Source organism: Bacillus salacetis (genome assembly GCF_003581585.1).
Lineage (GTDB): Bacteria > Bacillota > Bacilli > Bacillales > Bacillaceae_B > Rossellomorea > Rossellomorea salacetis.
In genome coordinates, this window is record NZ_QXIR01000011.1 from 1 (window position 1) to 16207 (window position 16207).

Annotated in this window: 13 protein-coding genes; 1 reads left to right on the forward strand and 12 read right to left on the reverse strand. The window is 38.7% G+C overall.

Annotation, left to right across the window (positions count from 1 at the left end; genetic code table 11):
• The first annotated feature begins 217 nt into the window (after positions 1–217).
• On the forward strand, positions 218–1627 hold the full coding sequence (locus tag D3H55_RS09585) for a glycoside hydrolase family 18 protein (RefSeq protein WP_119546692.1): 1410 nt from the start codon (positions 218–220) through the stop codon (positions 1625–1627).
• A 153-nt stretch (positions 1628–1780) separates the two neighbouring features.
• Here the strand turns inward: D3H55_RS09585 and D3H55_RS09590 are convergent, their stop codons facing one another.
• The 12 genes from D3H55_RS09590 to nagZ form a co-directional block, all read right to left on the reverse strand.
• Positions 1781–2821: a lactonase family protein gene (locus D3H55_RS09590; protein ID WP_119546693.1), complete on the reverse strand. Its 1041-nt coding sequence runs from the start codon at positions 2819–2821 to the stop codon at positions 1781–1783.
• Positions 2822–3261: 440 nt separating this feature from the next.
• Positions 3262–4308: a serine hydrolase domain-containing protein gene (locus tag D3H55_RS09595; protein WP_119546694.1), complete on the reverse strand. Its 1047-nt coding sequence runs from the start codon at positions 4306–4308 to the stop codon at positions 3262–3264.
• Positions 4309–4331: 23 nt separating this feature from the next.
• On the reverse strand, positions 4332–5285 hold the full coding sequence (locus D3H55_RS09600; protein ID WP_119546695.1) for a GNAT family N-acetyltransferase: 954 nt from the start codon (positions 5283–5285) through the stop codon (positions 4332–4334).
• A 22-nt stretch (positions 5286–5307) separates the two neighbouring features.
• Positions 5308–6282: an N-acetylglucosamine kinase gene (locus tag D3H55_RS09605; protein ID WP_119546696.1), complete on the reverse strand. Its 975-nt coding sequence runs from the start codon at positions 6280–6282 to the stop codon at positions 5308–5310.
• Positions 6283–6352: 70 nt separating this feature from the next.
• The gene (locus tag D3H55_RS09610) at positions 6353–7270 is read right to left on the reverse strand and encodes a MurR/RpiR family transcriptional regulator (protein ID WP_240628537.1); all 918 of its coding nucleotides are present in this window, start codon (positions 7268–7270) and stop codon (positions 6353–6355) included.
• 642 nt (positions 7271–7912) lie between these two features.
• A complete protein-coding gene (murQ, locus tag D3H55_RS09615) occupies positions 7913–8842 on the reverse strand; it encodes an N-acetylmuramic acid 6-phosphate etherase (RefSeq protein ID WP_119546698.1) in 930 nt (309 codons plus the stop codon).
• 12 nt (positions 8843–8854) lie between these two features.
• Positions 8855–10003 (reverse strand): exo-beta-N-acetylmuramidase NamZ family protein, encoded by a 1149-nt coding sequence (locus tag D3H55_RS09620; RefSeq protein WP_119546699.1) that lies wholly within the window; start codon positions 10001–10003, stop codon positions 8855–8857.
• 76 nt (positions 10004–10079) lie between these two features.
• Positions 10080–11672 (reverse strand): extracellular solute-binding protein, encoded by a 1593-nt coding sequence (locus tag D3H55_RS09625; RefSeq protein WP_119546700.1) that lies wholly within the window; start codon positions 11670–11672, stop codon positions 10080–10082.
• A 107-nt stretch (positions 11673–11779) separates the two neighbouring features.
• A complete protein-coding gene (locus D3H55_RS09630) occupies positions 11780–12682 on the reverse strand; it encodes a carbohydrate ABC transporter permease (RefSeq protein ID WP_119546701.1) in 903 nt (300 codons plus the stop codon).
• A 30-nt stretch (positions 12683–12712) separates the two neighbouring features.
• On the reverse strand, positions 12713–13600 hold the full coding sequence (locus D3H55_RS09635; protein ID WP_420808740.1) for an ABC transporter permease: 888 nt from the start codon (positions 13598–13600) through the stop codon (positions 12713–12715).
• Between the two features lie 143 nt (positions 13601–13743).
• Positions 13744–14367, reverse strand: coding sequence for a YesL family protein (locus D3H55_RS09640; protein WP_119546702.1), 624 nt, complete (start codon positions 14365–14367; stop codon positions 13744–13746).
• 2 nt (positions 14368–14369) lie between these two features.
• The gene (nagZ, locus tag D3H55_RS09645; RefSeq protein ID WP_119546703.1) at positions 14370–15983 is read right to left on the reverse strand and encodes a beta-N-acetylhexosaminidase; all 1614 of its coding nucleotides are present in this window, start codon (positions 15981–15983) and stop codon (positions 14370–14372) included.
• Positions 15984–16207: the final 224 nt, after the last annotated feature.

Genomic DNA, 16207 nt, shown 5'->3' on the forward strand with positions numbered 1-16207 from the left:
CTTATTATTTTTCTTTTCCCCATGATAACAATATGTCAGTCTCGGCTATTTGGAGGGTGATCGTCTTCTTATATTGATAGAAAAAAAGGTTGCAAATCCCCACCTGACCGCATTTCCCCCTTACTAACAATCAGTCATTCGATAGTCTCCCCCTCGTCCTGCACAACCGCCCAGTCCTCAACGTATACTGCATTATTGAATAACCGGGGGGATTCATGTGATTATCCATGTTGTAAGCAGCGGTGAAACACTTTGGCAGATTGCCAATCGTTATCAAGTGAATGTGAAGTCCATAGTCGACGTCAATGAACTGACGAATCCGGATCAGCTCATCATCGGGCAGTCGATAGTCATACCTTTGCGGGGCACCACGCATACCATCCAATCCGGCGAGACTTTATGGTCCCTTGCACAAAGGTACGGTGTATCCGTCCAAGCAATCATCCAGACGAACCAGTTCAGCAATCCAAACCTTCTCTATCCCGGAATGCCTATCATTATTCCACCCATTACGCATACCATCCAGCCAGGCGAAGCATTATGGCAAATAGCCCAGCGCTATGGAACCACTGTCCAACAGATTGCTGCTGAAAACCAGATTCAAAACCCCAGCCTGATCTATCCAGGCATTCAGCTCAGCATTCCAAGGAACAAGCCGGTCATCGAAGTCAACGCTTATACGTACCAGACTCCTTCAAATGCCAGCCAGACCATTGAGGAACTGCACCCGCTTCTCACTTATATCAGCCCGTTCGCATACATGATCACACAGAATGGGAAGCTCAGTCCGATCAAGGACGAACAAACGGTCAATACCGCCATGAATAACAATGTGACACCTATGATGTCCATCACTAATTTCACGACCACGGAAGCTGGTTCGAATCTTGCCCACACCGTTCTGGCAGAGGCTGAGTATCGTAACAACCTGTTAAATGACGCACTTCGGATAATGGAAGCCAAGGGATATAAAGGGATTAACATCGATTTTGAAAATGTACTGCCGGATGACCGCGAACTGTATAACCAGTTCATGCAGCAGGCAGTCGATTTTTTCCATCCTAAAGGGTATTTCGTATCATCAGCACTTGCTCCGAAAACAAGCGCTGCCCAGGCAGGACTGCTCTATACCGCCCATGATTACGAAGCACATGGCAGGATAGCGGATTTCGTCGTGCTCATGACATATGAATGGGGCTACCGAATGGGACCGCCACAGGCCATTTCACCGATCAATCAGATGAGAAGGGTCATAGAATATGCCGTCTCAGTCATGCCATCGAAAAAAATATTCCTTGGCTTCCAAATTTATGCCCGTGATTGGAAAATCCCCCATGTCCAAGGCCAGGAAGCGGAAACCTTCAGTCCGCAGGAAGCCATCCAGAGAGCAGCAAAATACGGGGCAGCCATCCAATATGACACTGCCGCCCAATCGCCGTACTACCGCTATACAGACGAGCAGGGACAGCAGCATGAAGTTTGGTTCGAGGACGCCCGCAGTGCACAAGCCAAATTCGATCTGGCCAAACAATACAACCTGCGCGGAGTCAGCTACTGGGCACTCGGCTACCCATACCCGCAGAACTGGGCACTGCTCAATGACAACTTCACTATCCGGAAGAGATAGGCTTCCAGACGCTTTAGTGCTTTAAAGCATGATAAGGGACTGTCCCCTATCACACTTTAAAGCGCTAAAGTGCATTCCGAGAACAAAACCACTGTCGATGAAACCAACAGTGGTTTAATTAAAATTGCTGAAATTTGTTATATCATATTAAACCTACAAAAACTTCACACAAACCGGTTCCGGCACTTTAACTCCTGCCTGCAGCAAACTTAACTTTCCGGTTGATTCATCCCTGCTGAACAAGGTGCAGCTGTTGGATTTTTGATTGGTTGCGACAAGAAATTTCCCGGAAGGATCCATTACAAAATCGCGCGGCCAATTGCCTTCTGTGGATGTCCATTCAACAAAGGATAAAGATCCCGACTCCTGATCGACTTTATACACTGCGATGCTGTTATGGCCACGGTTACCGGCATACACATAGTTTCCATCAGAAGAAATATGAATGGCGCTTCCGTCATTTGTCTCTGCAAAACCTTCCGGAATCGTCGGGATATATTGCTGTTCCGCAAAGCTTCCATCCTCCTCATTGTAATGAAGCACAATGACTTCGGAACTCAGCTCTGTCATGACATAGGCAAACTTCCCATTCGGGTGGAATACAATATGCCTCGGCCCGCTTCCCGGGGCAACTTGAAGGACTTTTACCTCTTTTAATTTTCCATTATCAGTTGCATACGTGATGACACGGTCACTTCCAAGGTCAATCGCAACCACATATTTTTCATCCGGAGTAAAACCTGCATAATGCATATGAGGTTTGTCCTGACGATCATGAGGACCGGAGCCTTCATGCTCAATGACAGAAACTGCCGGCTGCAGAGAACCGCCTTCATCTGTTAAAAAGGACTCCACTTCAGTCGTGTGATAGTTTGCCGTGACGACCTGGCGGTTAGCTGAATCAACACTCACATGGCACGGAGGCGACCCGGCAGATGTCCGGCTGTTCAGCCTGGCCAATTCCCCGGTTCCGGCTTTAATGGAAAAAGCAGCGATTCCTCCCTGGTCACCTTCCTTGGAAACTGCATATAAGTTCTGCTGATTTTCGCTGATCGTTAAGTATGTAGGATTACTCAAAGCCGCCGCCAGCTTTACATCGGTAATCTCTTTCTTCTCAGTATCCAGAGTGAACTGATACACCCCTTCACTTTCTTCCTTGGTGTACGTTCCAAAATAGCCAATCATCTTTGACATCGTCATTCTCCTTTTCGCTAGAATTTATTATATTTTAAGCAAAACCCCAACTCGTGAACGGCCTAAACAAAGGTGTACCGAAGGATTTCAGTGTTGGCAGTTGTCACCTCGGTTTAATTCAATGCCACATTCTATGTTACCACTAACACTTTATACCTTACACATTAATTGGTCAAAATCAACCACAGAAGACAGGATCCATTAGGTCCGTATTCTTCCATCAAAAATGAATATTATTTGACGATTCAAGATGACCTACCAGGCATTTCCTATGGATTATTAAGGGAATACAAAAAACATATCAGCTTTATTAACTGATATGTCCTTTGCCGATGGATTAACTTATAAAATATGATGAACTGAAACAGATATCAATTTGTTTTAATTGCAAACATTTCTTGCATACTTTCTTAACTAAGACCTTAGATATAATGGAACCTTTATAGGTGTGAGCGAATGATATTATGTAATCTTGGCCTTAGTCTTAAAATCTGTGGTTGTCTCCCTAAATGTACTCGATTTGTTAATAGAATGACGTTTAACTCCGCCTCAGGGTCAAACCATACACTTGTCCCGGTGAAGCCAGTATGCCCATATGAAGTTTGAGAGAATAGATCCCCACAAGAAGATAATGAAGGACCTTTTAAAAGCCATCCAAGCCCTCTATACTCCTTAGCAAATGGTGTGTAATTTTCTTTGGACAACTCAATAACTGACTCAGACAGAATCGTTTTCCCCTTATACTTACCATTGTTTTCAATCATAGATGAATAGTTTTGTAAGTCTTTCAGTGTAGAGAAAAGGCCTGCATGCCCACTAACCCCACCCATAGTCTCGGCATTTTCATCATGCACGACACCTCGTTTATACTCCTTTAGTTCCTTACTAAATTCGGTAGGAGCAAAACGATCAATATTTTTAGCAGGATTAAACCCTGTTTCCTTCATTTCCATTGGAGTAAAAAATTCTCTTTGCAAAAACACCTCAAACTTTTCTCCAGTCACCGTTTCGATCAGTTTATAAAGAATGATTAATCCAAGATCGCTATAGATTACTTTTCTTCCAGTCTCATACTCTAAAGATTCGTCACATATTTCACTTACTATCTGATTCTTATTAAGCCCTTCTTTATAATACTGCCTATAGGCTGGCAATCCCGATGTATGTGTTAACAAATCCCTCAGAGTTATGGATTCTTTCCCATTCTTAGCAAATTTCGGGAGAAAAAAAGAAACAACATCATCTAACCTAATCTCACCAACTTCCATAAGCTTCAATAACACCGGTAATGTAGCAACTACTTTTGTAAGTGAAGCTATATCAAAGATAGTATTCAGCTTCATTATTTGTTTTTCCGGATAAATGGATTGATAACCTATTGCTTCTTCCAGTAAAACTTCTCCCTTAAGAGATACACTGACTGCACCACCTGGTATATGTTCTAAATCTATCTCTTTTTGCAGAAAATCGAGAACCATTTCCCTCATTGATAAGACAATCCTTTCAAAGTTTAGATAATCTTTTTATATGAATCATAGCTTTTCCAGACTTCATATCCCAATTTCCCATAGAAATCTATTAATCCTGTCCAATCAATGACAATTGAGCTCACATTCCGGTTTCTTAAATAAGCAATACCCGCTTGCACTATTGCCAATCCATAGCCATTTTTACGTTCATTGGAATCAATCCCCAGCGGTCCGATCCCACCTAATTCTTTATTAATTAATGGGGCCCAATAAACATTTTGAGCAATAATTGGAGAGTTAGAATCATTCATCCTGCAAAACCCAATAATTTTTTCACTCTTTTTAAGGACAACAAACTCTCTTCCAGTACCCCCTTTCTCAAAATATTGGATAGCTTCATATTCCCATCTGCCGGGAAAACATTTGCTGAAAAATTGCAAAAAAGCATCTTTGTCCTTTAGATTTAGGACTGAAAACTCAACTTCTTCAAATCTTGGAAAATCAGTATCACTTTCAGAATCATAATTACAAATGACATCATAATCACTTCCAATTTTGTTATAACCCTGCTTCTCAAACCACCTTGATACATCATTATAAGGTTGGGGCACACCAGGGAAATAATGCCAAGGGTCTCTACCTAATACTATCGATTTAATGCCATTTTTCATTAAGGTTTCTTCAGCATGCTTTAACAAGTTGGTTCCGACTCTTTTATTACGAAAACGCTGGTCTACTAATAGTACCTGAATCCATCCAATCTCCAGATTCATACCCACTTCTAACTCTTCTTGCCACCTCTTTGCAACCAGGAAACCGATAACATTGTCATTTTCATCTATAGCTATACGAGAGGCTTCAAAGCAAACATTTTCGTCATTGAAACTATTCTGTTCAAATAACTCCTTACGCATAGGAAAATACGATCCTAGTTCTTTGTTCCAAAGTTTCACTAGTTCTTCCAGTTTGTCTTTGCTCCATGAAATATATTTCATATACTTGGTCCCTCCTTCAACTTTACGTAATCGATGAAAAGCTCTCTCTCAAACTATCATCTATTTTTACATTTTCTTCTAACAAAGCTGCTATAACCGCTCCACCAACAGGGTGAATCTTAGGAATAGCAAAGGCATAATTTATCCTATTCTCGTTCAGTACCTTCTCAATATTGCCTTGGAATAAATCAATCCTATTGAAAACCCCTCCAGTAAGCACAATGTCAATCCCACTTTGTTTTTCACGGTCTGAGAAAAGCCGATTAATTAGACAAGTTATGGATTCTCCAATATAGACTCCATTTTCTTCAACTATTTTCATAGCTATCCCATCTTCCAGATCAGCTGCTCTGACAACAAGTTTACTTAATGACGCAATTAATTCTTTTGAGTTTTTTGATTGATAAACAGTGTGTACAATATCTGGAAGTGATTGAGATTGAAAGTGTTCCATAACAAACCCTTTAATGAGTGTAGGGTCACCAAGTCCATCATGGTATGAAAAAGCTGCACGCAGCCCATCACTTCCGAGTGCATAACCGCTGCCTTTCTCACCAAGTAAGTACCCCCAGCCTCCAACTCGATCAAATACTCCATTACTATTCAATCCGTATGTAATCGAACCTGTCCCGCCAATTTGAATAATACCCGGCTTTCCCCAGGTTCCGGAATATAACGCTGTTATCGCATCATTATTCACCATTACCTTAACACCTTGGGGCAATAGTGAATTCAATATCTCTTTCATTTTCCTTTTGGCGGTAGGATGATCAACGCCTGACATTCCAGCATAGACTGTTTTTACCTGTGAAAATGTATCTCCGCTTTGTTCTCTTAAAGAGTCTATAAGTATAGATAATTCCATTTTCAAATCAAATTGCGTTACACTATTCAGATTGGAAGGGCCGGACTTTGCTTGTGCAATAATTTCACCATTTGAATCAGCAATGACTCCTTTAGTTTTAGTACCTCCGCCATCGATACCTAGAACAAACATTTAAAATGCCTCCACTGTGTTTGAATTTAAACCATATGGCAAAGAAGCCCACTCCTGCTCGAGCAAGCCCCTAAAAACTCATCTTACTTATAATTTTTTGTTTATTACTTCCAATAAAATCCACAGCCTCTTTTGTTGCGTTTAAATGTTTTACTGTTTCATCATATTGTAAGGAAGCCACACACATAAATAGAATATCTATGACTTGCAGTTGAGCAATACGAGAAGAAGTAGCACCACTTCTAAAAGTTGGTTCTCTTGTAGCAGAGGTATATAAATTAATGTCTGCATTATCAGTCACTATAGAATTCCCATACTTCGTCAAACTAATTGTAGTGGCATTATTCTGTCTTGCCAGTTGTAATATGTTTGCCACTTCGGTCGTTTCTCCTGAAAAAGAAATACCGATCACCACATCTGACTCGTCAGCATTTGCAACCTGTGTAGCTGCCATGTGAATATCAGAAAAGGCATAAGCATCCTTATTAATCCGCAAAAACTTTTGTTGTGCATCTTGGGCTATAATACTGGATGCACCCACCCCTATAAAATGGGTCCTTCTGGATTTTTGTAATGCTGCAACCGCCTTTTCCAATTCATCTACATCTAGCAATTCAGCAGTTTCCCGTATGGTTTGAATAGTATTATTTGTCATTTTATCAATAACAAGTTTAGGTGGTTCATTAGGTTCTATGTCCCGATATCCAACATCACCTGTCTTTTGCAGATCTCCAGCAATTCGTATTTTCAAATCTTGAAACCCTTTAAGATTAAGTGATTTACATAACCTAATAACAGCAGCACCACTAGTGGAACTCCTTTTCCCTAGTTCCATAGCTGTTAAAGAAATGGATTCCTTGGGGTTTTCAATAATGTATGCAGCTATTTTTCTTTCTGAAGGTGGTAATAACGGTAACATCTCGGAAAGTATAACAAGTCCTCCAGTAGTTGACATGCTATCAACCCCTCTCATAATTAATTTTTCCATCATATGCAACTCGGGTGCTCAGTAATTGTATTTCTTTTATCAAGGTTCTTTTCGTAAGCTTTGTTGCAATTCAATATAAATTTCAAATAATCCCCTGATAATCGCCGTAAAAACCTGCGTAAACAGGAACGAAAAGAGCTGATCATTCTTTTAGATAATAAACATTGGGATACAAGGAAAAATCCAACACTTAGGATTTTTCCCAACTCCAATAATATATGCGAAAACGCCCTTTATCGAGACTTCCATCAGTAGTTTTTCAATATTCTTTCAAAACATGTATAAGTTAAACTTTTTATCTTTTTAAACCAATTCCCGTTGTTGTTATGGATGGCCAACACAATTATCTGAATCCACTGCGAGGAAAAGGAGGAATCCTCCAAATAAGAACTGGTGTGCTATTTGATACACATCTCTTTCTTACTACCTTAAAAGGTTAAGAAATAGGAATAGTTCGGATAGGAAATACAAAGGCTCAAGAGAATCTCTTGCATTAACATTTTACACCTTACAATTATTGAAGGACCTTGATAACAATAGTCAAGTATTCAATTCCTTGAGTTAACTACACAAATTCCCAAAGGTACATCCTTCAATAGTATTCCTCTTCGATTTGTCGTTAGTCATCTAAATTATATACTGCTAAAGGGGGATATTATTTTTCCCCTCATTTAATGCAAATTGGATTGCTTTTCTAACAAATCCATTTGCTTGTTTTATATACTCTTTCGCAGCTTGTAGAGTTACTCCCGTTTTTATCATTACAATAGCTGGCTTGACCTCATAATTTGTTTTTTCTAGAATTTCTTCAGCTACTTTGTAGTGTACACCGGTAATAGTAGAAATAATATTCTTAGCTCGTTCTTTCAACTTATGATTACTAACTTTCACATCTACCATTAAATTTTCATAAACCTTGCCAATTTTAATCATTGATGTGGTTGTAATCATATTCAGAATAAGTTTGTGAGCAGTTGCCGCTTTCATCCGGGTTGAACCTGTTAATACCTCGGGGCCTGTTATCACCTCTATATTGATATCAGCAATTTTACTGATATCAGAATTTTTATTACTGGATAGACTAACAGTTGTGGCACCTATACTTTTAGCATATTTCAGAGCCCCCATTACATATGGCGTTCTTCCGCTTGCAGCAATGCCTACCACCACATCCAAATCGGTTACTTCCCTTTCCTCCAAATCTATAATAGCTAATTGTTCGTCATCTTCCGCTCCTTCAACTGCTTTTTCAATTGCATTAATTCCACCTGCCATTACTGCTTGTATTAAATCTGGTGGTGTACTGAAGGTGGGAGGACATTCTACCGCATCCAGGATTCCAATTCTTCCGCTAGTTCCTGCTCCTACATAAAATAACTTTCCTCCCTGTTTCAATGAGTTACATACCGCTGAGACAGTGGATTCAATTTCAGGCAGAACCTTTTGTACACTTTTCGCAACTGTCATATCTTCTCTATTGATCATTTGCAGGATTTCATCAGTTTGCATACTATCAATATTTTTTGAATTTATATTTCTTTTCTCTGTAGTCAAAGTTGATATATTATTCATTTATACTCCATCCTAATTATATATAAGATATGGTTCTTTTATTTTTTCGAAAGATTCTTCCTGAACTTTGCATCCTGAAACAAATTCGCTCGAGTTTCTATTTAATAGGTGCTCCCTTAATTGTTTTGTACCAGCTAATAGGTCAAAAAAACACTTTCCATTTTCATTCCTAATAAAGTTAAAGTCATTTGGATACATATCAGCAATAATATCTAGTAAGGAGATGCCAGCGTGAAAAGAATTAAGTTTGTTTCGATCTGTTATATGTAACTGTACCCCTCCACACACCTCATCTTTATACTTTTGATAGGTTGGGATAAAGGAAGTAGCGCGAGCAATTACACCTGGGATTCTCTTGCTATTAATTTGCTTTGACAGTTTTTGGCCATTTATATAAGGAGCCCCTACAATTTCAAATGGCTTAGTGGTTCCTCTTCCTTCAGATAAGTTCGTGCCTTCAACCAGGCAAGTTCCTGGATATAATATGGCCATATCCAGAGTTGGCGTATTAGGAGAAGGAGGCACCCAGAATTGGCCGGTTTCATCAAAGTACATACTGCGTTTCCAACCTTCCATAGTCACCACAGATAGTTCGCAGTTGATACCAAATTCATATTTATAGAGCTGGGCCAATTCTCCAACCGTCATGCCATGCCTATTTAATATAGGATATAAACCAACAAAGGAACGCATTCCGTCTTCCACTAAATTCCCTTCCACTTTCTCACCTGTAAGTGGATTGGGCCTATCCAAGACAACAAAGTGAATATCATTCTCAGCGCATGCTTCCATTACATAAGCCATCGTATAGATAAAAGTATAGTATCTGGATCCGATATCCTGAAGATCAAATACAATGACATCCAAAGAATCCAACATTTCTACACTAGGTTTTCTATCTTTACCGTATAAACTGTAAACGGGTAGACCTGTTGAATGATCAATAGAGGATTCTACCATTTGTCCCTCTTTTGCATCACCACGAATGCCATGTTCAGGACCAAAGAGAGCTGTTAACTTAATATCAGAGTGCTCAAAAAACAAATCAATGGCAGAGGTAAGCTCTCTGTTAACCCCCGTCATATTGGTTACTAATCCGATTCTTCTATTTTCAAACTGCCGATATTCCTTTTTTAGAAAACGATCCAGACCAAGCTCCATCTAATCACTTCCTTTTAGAAGAAATTATTTGAGTTAATAAGGGCTAGCCCAATACAGGGCTAGCTTCCTCTAATTATTACTGTTCAATCTTTTCCAAATTCTCATGCCATTTGTTTGTTTGGAATTCTAATAACTTATCTTGGCCCACATCTTCGGCATCCTTCCGGGCTTGTTCTATTAAAGCTTTTACTTCCTCTTTATCTTTTGCAAAAAGAATTTTGGCAAAGGTTTCATCAAAAATATCTGTAACCCTTTGAGCTGTTATACCTTCTCCAGATTCAGGAAGGGGAGACAAGTTAGTGAATTCCGTAACATCTTTAGCTGTTTTCCAAGTAATTTCATTTTGGGCTACAGTAGTCCAGTCACGCTCTTCTTCTGGACGCATATATTCAATCTCGGATTTTGCATTATCGATGAAAACAGTGTTTCCTGCCCAGTTGAATTTCTCGAATTTAATCATTGTATCTCCACGAACTTCAGCTGAATCTGCTTTATATTTCTCATTTGGAATTGGATAGCCATTTTCATCAACTTCATCCCAATATAAACCTTTAGGACCAAAGAATAGTACTCTTTGCCCTTCTTCTCCTACCATCCAATCAAAGTAAGCAAAAATTGCCTCTGGATTATCTGCATCTTTTGTTATGACATTTACATTCCATCCCAAAGTGACATAATCATCTATCCAAACTTTTTTCTTATCAACACCTTGTTTATGGATAGGCCAAATCATTTCGTATCCAGCCTCAGGGTCCTCAGCTTTTAAACTATTGTTGCCCACCCTGCCTAAATCTGCAGTACTTGCTGTAAATACTACGGCTGCTTTCCCTGTATTGATCTTTTCTTTCACCTGGTCCATTGTCTGGGTCATAGCATCTTGTGTAATAAGTTTTTCTTTAAATAATTTGTTTGCATATATCATGGTTTCTTCAAAAATCGGATCTTCAAAAATCGACTTTAATTCATTACCAACTGGATACGCACGATTTCCAATAAATGTTCTGGATAAATTTTCACCAAACCCTGTATACATCATTTCAATACCCTGGCCGCTCTCACCAACTTCTAACGGAACAACATTTGGATACTTATCTTTCACCTGTTGAAGATATGCATATAAATCATCGAATGTCTCCAGTTTCGGAGAGCCCAGCTCTTCATAGATTTGCTTATTGATCATCCAGCCTCCATTCCCTCTTGGCTGGGTACTATACCAGTTTGGAATTTGATAGATGTGTCCATCTTCACTTCGCAACATATTAAGTGTTTGTTCTCCGACCCATTCTTTTATATTGGGATATTTATCAATATAGTCATCTAGCGGTACCAATTGGTCAGCTTCAACCAATCTTTGAACCTCTGGTCCTCTGTTCAAGTGAATAACATCTGGTAAATTGGCTGAAGCGATCATTGAATTCAGTTTTTCGACAGATTTGCCGCCAGATTGTATTGGTTCTACTTCTACATTTAAATTCTCTTTTATCCATTTTGTTGCTTCATTTTCAGCCCAGGGGTCAGTAGTCATCCAATCATAATGTCCATAAAACGAAAATGATAAATCCTCTTCTCCAAAAACTACGTCTTCTTTTGTACTTGCTTCTTCATCTGAACATGCTAGAAGAACAAAAGCCATACTTAGAATAAATAAACTAACTAATATTTTTTTCATGGTACTCCCTCCATTTTTTAATTTACTTATTGCTAACGTTTTCATAAATTATTTGATAATAATTTTTTCAACGGTAGAATACTAGTTTGTAGAAACATCATAAGGATTTAATCTTTTAATGAACCAATAAGAACACCTTTGACAAAGTGTTTCTGTATAAAAGGGTAGACCAAGATTATTGGAATGGTGGCAACCATCATGGTTGCCAATGTCAATGATTTCGTTGTAACGCTTTGTTGCTTCGTCATATGCTCCAGCGCAATTGCATTTCCCTGAGCCGCTTGAGCCATTTGATCAGACATAATATTAGAATTCATGATTTGTTGTAACAAAGTTTGAATCGGGATTAGGTCCGCATCTGATATATAGATGCTCGGAAAAAACCAATCATTCCAATGGAACACGGCTGTAAAAAGTGCCAAAGTTGCTATAACCGGCCCTGATACGGGAACGACAATCTTGAAGAACACTCCAAAATCAGAACACCCATCAAGCTTTGCTGATTCTTCTAGTTCAGCTGGCAGTCCATTGAAAAACGTTCGAAATACGATCATATTCCAGACATTGATTATAGTTGGAATAATCAAGACCCAGAAGCTATCCAATAAGCCCAATCCTCTGATGGTCAAGAATGTTGGTATTAAACCTCCACTGAAATACATGGTAATGACAAAGAATATCATCATGTACTTTCTGCCAATCAATTTCTTTTTAGTCATACCGTAAGCTAATAACGCTGTAAAGAAAATGGATATAAATGTACCGATAACTGTTCTAAGAATAGTTATCATAAAAGCTTGTGTAAGCCGCTTATCTTCAAAAACGATTTTATAATTATCTAATGTGAACTCCCTTGGCCAGAAGGTTATCCCGCCTAAAGCTGTATCTGCTCCTGAATTGAAAGATATGACAATTGAATTCCAAAAGGGGTACATTGCCACAAATCCTAATACTAATAGAAAGCTCCCAATGAAAAATTGGAGGACTTTATCTTCAAAACTTAACTTCATTACTAACCCCCCTCTTCAACAATGACTTTCTTACCATAAACTTGTTCCCATTCTTCTGGAAAATCTATTAGCAATTACTAATAGCCCAACACTAATGATTGCCTTGAATAAACCAACGGCGGTGGCATAAGAAAATCTGTTATTTAAAATACCTACACGATAAACATACGTATCTATTACGTCCGAAACATCTCTCAATATAGGGTTGGATCCTAGAAGCAGCAGGTCTTCAAAGCCAGCACTTAGTAAGTTTCCAATGGCTAATATGAAGAAAATAAGGATTACCGGCATGATACTTGGTATGGTAATCAGAAAGATTTGTTTAAGCCTTCCCGCTCCATCAATAGCAGCTGCTTCGTATAATTGTGGATTTACACCTGCAATGGCTGCCAAATAGACAATGGAACCAAAGCCTATTTCCTTCCAAACCCCTGTAGCTACAATGATTGTCCAGAAGTATTCAGGTATGGATAGAAAATTGATAGGTTCATCAATGATGTTTAATTCTTTCAATAAGATATTCAAGCTGCCGTTATCCGTTGACAATATAGAACCAACAAATCCGGCAACGATCACCCAGGACAAAAAGTGAGGTAGATAACTGACCGTTTGGATACTTCTCTTGAATAGTTGGTTCCGTACCTCATTCAGCATTAATGCGAGAATTATAGGAGCTGGAAACCCTATCAAAAGTTTTAATAGGCTAATAACAACTGTATTTCTCATTACTGTAAAAAACTCTGGAGATTCAAAGAACATCACAAAATGTTTCATACCGACCCATTCACTATCAAAAATCCCTTTGAATATGTTATAGTCCTGAAATGCCATTAAAATCCCATACATCGGTATGTACGCGAAAACAAACACCAGAATTATACCTGGCCACACCATCGACTGTATTTGCCATTGATTCATAAATGATTTTTTCAGATCCTTACCTTTACCTTTTGGAGACTTCTTCTTTGAATTGAAATTTTTCACTTTAACAACTTCATACGTATCTTCTCTTTCAGTATCCATAACTTTTCTTTCAGCGTTCACAGTTTATCCCCCTTTCTTTAACCAAATGAAGGTTTTCTTAAAGCGCTTTCAATTGATTGCTTCGCAAACCACATCCAAATATATCCAACGACTCCACCTATGAACAGTATCAATATTGGTAAATCATTAATAAGCGATATACCTAAGTAAATGATAATACCCAGGATTAATGAGTGCAGTGGATTAACCATTCCAATAATGCAGCTGTATTTCAAGGTTTCAAATGTTTTCAACTTATGCTGGGCAAGTATAGGAAATACATAGATTAAAGTGCCTATTGCTAAGATTGATATAGTAATTAAACCTACATACATCAGTATGGAAAAAACTCCGGAATTAACAGTCTTGATATATTGAAAATCAATGTATAACACATACATTATCCCTATAAAAAACCAGCCAATAGCATTTGATTTCCAGAATTCTTCAAAGTAGCCTTTCCAAAACACACGGTTTAACCTAACATCTTTTCCTTCAATCCACTTTCTTGAAATAACGAGGGTCGCAACCAAACCAGGAAAGACACCTAATAAAACTCCACCTAATAAAATAGACAAAACCCACAAGAAATTCAGATAAAAAAAACGCGAAATCCAAAAAGATACTTTATATAAACCTCCTGCAAACCCATCCAGTTCCATCCTTATCCCTTCCTTCTTTCTTCCTGTTTAATAGTCACTGGAAGAACACCACTTGGTTGTTCCTTTGCAAATATTGCTCCTGCAGCAACCATTATTGCCGGGTATGTATATTCATAAGTAGTAATATAAGCAGCGGCCTCTTGGAAATGAGACAGGTCATAAGGGCTTCTCATTGACACAATAATATGAGGCAATTGGTTATTGGCTATTTCTTTGATTAGAGAGACCTGACCCGGGGTTAAGGTTAACGTGCCAATTATAGTACAATCATAATCCCGACATTTTTCAATTATGAATTCTATTTCCTTAGGTTTGAGATCCACACCTATGGGGTAAATATCCACACTGGCATGAAATGCCTTTACTGCTTTCCCTAATATTAAAGTGGAGTCAATATGATCTTCGACTAGCATTTTAGTTTGTTTTGCCGGTTCAATTACTAGAATTCTAGTGTTATTCTTTAAATCTATGGGGAACATACCCTCATTCTTTACAATTGTTACACTCTGCTGATAGACCTCATAAGCAATTTTTTCTTGTTTTCCACTTTCTATGATCGAAGAAAAGCCTGTTAACTCTTTTTCACTGGGGATATCATTCCAGTTGAGGTATCTTTCTTTCAACTTTTCTACCCTTTGATTAGCCTTTGTGATTACCAGTTCATCTAATTCACCGCACTCAACCGCTTTCTTAATCTCTTTGATTACTCCTGTCTGCTTGGAATGCGTATGTGAAACCATAAGTAAATCAACACCCGCTTGGATTGCTTTCAATCCGCCACTCTCTGTCCCCACGCCATTTGAAATTGCATTCATTTCTAAACAATCAGTTGTGACCACTCCATTAAATCCCAGTTCCTCCCTTAATAGTCCCGTTATCACTTTTTTTGAGAGGGTTGCAGGCACACCTACTTCCCTGTCAATCGCTGGAAAGTAAACATGGGCTGACATTATTGTATCCGCTCCTGTTTCAATACAGGCTTTAAATGGAACCAACTCGATTTTATCCAGCCTTGTTTTGCTGTGTGAAATAATAGGCAGTTCTAAATGCGAGTCCGCGGTAGTATCTCCATGACCTGGAAAGTGTTTTAGAGTCGTAATGACTCCTGCTTTCTGCAGACCTTTCATTGTTGCTTTCCCAAATCCAGCAACCTTTTCTGCAGATTCACCAAACGATCTAACGCCAATTACTGGATTTTCTGGATTATTGTTTACATCAATAACAGGAGCGAGGTTCCAATTTATCCCCAACGATTTAAGTTCCTTTCCTGAAGCCAGTCCAATGGAATAAGCATTTTCTGGATTATCAGTGGCACCGATAGCCATAGCACCTGGAAAAATTGTTGTTCCTTCGCCCAGCCGACGTACAACTCCGTTTTCCTGATCAATGCAAATCATAAGGGGATATTGATAACCTGCATTTTTCGCTTCTTTTTGCAATCCAGAAGTTAAAGCAATTGTCTCTCTTGGAGTTCCTATATTTCGCGCGAATAAAATGATACCGCCTACATGATAGCCATGTATCATTTCCTTTATATTTTCGTTGACTGTTTTTCCCTCAAACCCGACTACTAGTAACTTTCCAATTTGTTTGGCTATATCACTGCTTTTGTTCATAAGTAAACCTTCTTTCCAAGAAAACTATTGAAGCAACATCCTAGGATCAGCAGTCTTTTCAAATATTCGTGATTGTTAGAATTCTGGTTTCTACGCTTCAGTACTGGTGCATTGCCAGGTACTGTACTTCCGGCCTCCCTTAAATCAATAGCTTCGTTTTCTTAGTAAGGTAAGATAAAAATTTTAGGGATTCCCCTCTTATTATTCTCAAAATTCTAACTATT

What these genes read in the sequence shown, in the direction of transcription:
- D3H55_RS09640 (WP_119546702.1), bottom strand. Translation starts at nt 14,367, where the DNA reads ATGGAACTGGATGGGTTTGCAGGAGGTTTATATAAAGTATCTTTTTGG.
- murQ (WP_119546698.1), bottom strand. Translation starts at nt 8,842, where the DNA reads ATGAATAATATATCAACTTTGACTACAGAGAAAAGAAATATAAATTCA.
- D3H55_RS09625 (WP_119546700.1), bottom strand. Translation starts at nt 11,672, where the DNA reads ATGAAAAAAATATTAGTTAGTTTATTTATTCTAAGTATGGCTTTTGTT.
- D3H55_RS09630 (WP_119546701.1), bottom strand. Translation starts at nt 12,682, where the DNA reads ATGAAGTTAAGTTTTGAAGATAAAGTCCTCCAATTTTTCATTGGGAGC.
- D3H55_RS09590 (WP_119546693.1), bottom strand. Translation starts at nt 2,821, where the DNA reads ATGTCAAAGATGATTGGCTATTTTGGAACGTACACCAAGGAAGAAAGT.
- D3H55_RS09605 (WP_119546696.1), bottom strand. Translation starts at nt 6,282, where the DNA reads ATGTTTGTTCTAGGTATCGATGGCGGAGGTACTAAAACTAAAGGAGTC.
- D3H55_RS09620 (WP_119546699.1), bottom strand. Translation starts at nt 10,003, where the DNA reads ATGGAGCTTGGTCTGGATCGTTTTCTAAAAAAGGAATATCGGCAGTTT.
- D3H55_RS09635 (WP_420808740.1), bottom strand. Translation starts at nt 13,600, where the DNA reads ATGAATCAATGGCAAATACAGTCGATGGTGTGGCCAGGTATAATTCTG.
- nagZ (WP_119546703.1), bottom strand. Translation starts at nt 15,983, where the DNA reads ATGAACAAAAGCAGTGATATAGCCAAACAAATTGGAAAGTTACTAGTA.
- D3H55_RS09600 (WP_119546695.1), bottom strand. Translation starts at nt 5,285, where the DNA reads ATGAAATATATTTCATGGAGCAAAGACAAACTGGAAGAACTAGTGAAA.
- D3H55_RS09610 (WP_240628537.1), bottom strand. Translation starts at nt 7,270, where the DNA reads ATGGAAAAATTAATTATGAGAGGGGTTGATAGCATGTCAACTACTGGA.
- D3H55_RS09595 (WP_119546694.1), bottom strand. Translation starts at nt 4,308, where the DNA reads ATGAGGGAAATGGTTCTCGATTTTCTGCAAAAAGAGATAGATTTAGAA.